Raw genomic sequence first — 2,333 nt, forward strand, 5'->3', positions numbered from 1 at the left:
GAACACGGAAGTTAAGCTCTCTAGCGCCGATGGTAGTTGGGACCTTGTCCCTGTGAGAGTAGGACGTCGCCAAGCAAAAACCTAAGTCGTTTTGACTTAGGTTTTTTTGTGTTTATTTTTATTATTTTAAATATAAAGGTAAGAATTACCTTTATGAGAATATAGTTCAGATGTAAAAAGAATGTTTGTAATCTTATATAAAAAGGTTATGTGATAAATAGCAATATAGCTCTTTTTGCATAACCTTTTGTGTTTTTAAAGGATTTTACATAAGAAAAATTCTATAATTAAGGTAGTTAACATATATTTTTGATGGGTGTGGGGGATTATGAAAGAAATATGCATGTTATTAGTGGCTGTTATATTATGGGGCACAGCCATTGCGCCAACAAAATGGGCGTTAGAATCTATTCAGCCGTTTACTTTGTTATTTATTCGCCTTTTCTTTGCAGGTGGAATTTGTGTGATATTCTCATTTAAGCAATTAAAAAAAACAGTTGTACATAAAAAAGTTCCATGGAAAAGAATGAGTTTGTTAGCTTTTACCGGTGTAGCTGGTTATTTTATGTTTACATCCTACGGCATTTCTTTAACAAGTGGATTACATGTGAGTATTATAGATGCTGCATTACCATTAGTTACAATTCTTTTTTCAGCACTCTTTTTGAAAGAGAAAATTCGATTGAATTATTGGATAGGAATTATACTGGGTGCTATAGGAGTACTCTTTATTACGATTCCATCTAAAAGTGCTAATCAAGAAGTGTCTTTAATAGGAGATATACTGATATTATTAAGTACTTTTCTATTTGCTTTCTACACAGTTTTGCTAAAACGACCAAAACAAGAACAGTATTTATCAAACGAGGTTTTTACAACATTAACTTTAATTATTGGAGCTGTTATTCTCTTACCGTTCGCACTGGTAGAAATTTTTTATTACGGTCTCCCAAAGGTTGAAACTTGGAAAACGGGACTTAGTGTAATATACCTTGTTATTGGAGCAACAATTTTAGCGTATTGGTTTTGGAATAAAGCGCTAGAGAGAGTTTCAGCATCAGTAAGCGGATTATATTTAAATGCATTACCATTAATAAGTATTGTTACTTCAATTATTCTATTAAATGAATCTCTGACATGGAGAGTAATAATGGGAGCAAGTTTAGTTTTAATCGGAGTAGGATGGGCGGACCAGCAAAAGTTATGCAATCTATTAAAAGGAAACAAGGTGGAGAATAGAGACTGCTAAACAGTATGATTTATATAATTGAAATGTTAAAAAGATACCTTATATATGGGGTATCTTTTTTATTTAGCAAAGATAATAGACTAAAGTTAGTATAGATATTCTTTGCTGTATTTATATGTGTCGAAATCATTTTGAAATATTGTTTGGACAATTTGTATACATTCAGTATCATAAAAGCTTTCAAAAGTTGGGTGACGGGGAAATAAAGGGTCAGTAATATCGCCTTCGCTAAAATCCCCTTTATAAATCATGGCGGGAGTTTGATGATGCCATGATGTTGAGAACTCATTTATTGGTGCGGTTTTTAATTCAAAACGCTTTTCTAATTCTTTCATTTCCTGATCGAAGTTTTCTAAGTATATATAATTGGTCACATATTCTTCTTCACCAGCTATATATTGTTGTGTGAAATGTGGGTTAATATCACTTGCGTGAGCCCCTTTCATAAATAGATAGTATAAAAATTGTTTAAATGAGATCCCTTTGGGGGATTTTCCATATAAGGAGGTCCAATTAAGGACACGAAAGAACTGACTGCTCTCCTATAAGGGTTACGAACAAGTTTAAAAGTTTCTTTTTGTTTTTCTCGTAACGCTACTCCTAGTCGTACACTATAGGCAGGTGTACTTTTGTATATATCATATTCATAATTATGAATGAAAGGACTATAGCTTAGAGCGGTTTGTAATAAATCAATCTGGTAAAAGAACCACTTAGCAAGAGAAGTACAACCGCTTTTTTGACTCTAAAATAGAATGATTGGAAACTTCCTATGATAGTGTGGGCTTCTTGAATGGGAGCTTATGATGTGTAATAAAGAAGGATTGAACAAGTTCTACACTCCTTTCAGTTATTTTATTGATATGTATGAGAAATAAAAGGGGGGTATGAGAGTCTTTTTCATCTTTTAAAAAAAATGAAAGATTAATATTGACTATTATTATATAGAGGTGTAATATAGGACAAGTCGCCGATGACAATAACGTCGCAAGCGACAAACGAAATAAAAAAACTTAGTTGACATTAACTAACGAAGATGTTAACATAAGGAAGTCGCAAATGAGCGACCAAGTAGTTCTTTGAA

Annotated in this window: 1 protein-coding gene and 1 pseudogene; one reads left to right on the plus strand and one right to left on the minus strand. The window is 32.6% G+C overall.

What is annotated here, in order from left to right; all coding sequences use genetic code 11:
• Nucleotides 1-328 precede the first annotated feature (328 nt).
• A complete protein-coding gene (locus tag ACS2QP_RS27315; RefSeq protein WP_063535513.1) occupies nt 329-1,249 on the plus strand; it encodes a DMT family transporter in 921 nt (306 codons plus the stop codon).
• 86 nt (nt 1,250-1,335) lie between these two features.
• Here the strand turns inward: ACS2QP_RS27315 and ACS2QP_RS27320 are convergent.
• A pseudogene (locus ACS2QP_RS27320) lies at nt 1,336-2,081 on the minus strand (sulfotransferase family 2 domain-containing protein).
• Between the last annotated feature and the right edge of the window lie 252 nt (nt 2,082-2,333).

This window comes from Bacillus cereus group sp. Bce019 (genome assembly GCF_051781745.1).
GTDB lineage: Bacteria > Bacillota > Bacilli > Bacillales > Bacillaceae_G > Bacillus_A > Bacillus_A cereus.

What these genes read in the sequence shown, in the direction of transcription:
- ACS2QP_RS27315 (WP_063535513.1), top strand. Translation starts at nt 329, where the DNA reads ATGAAAGAAATATGCATGTTATTAGTGGCTGTTATATTATGGGGCACA.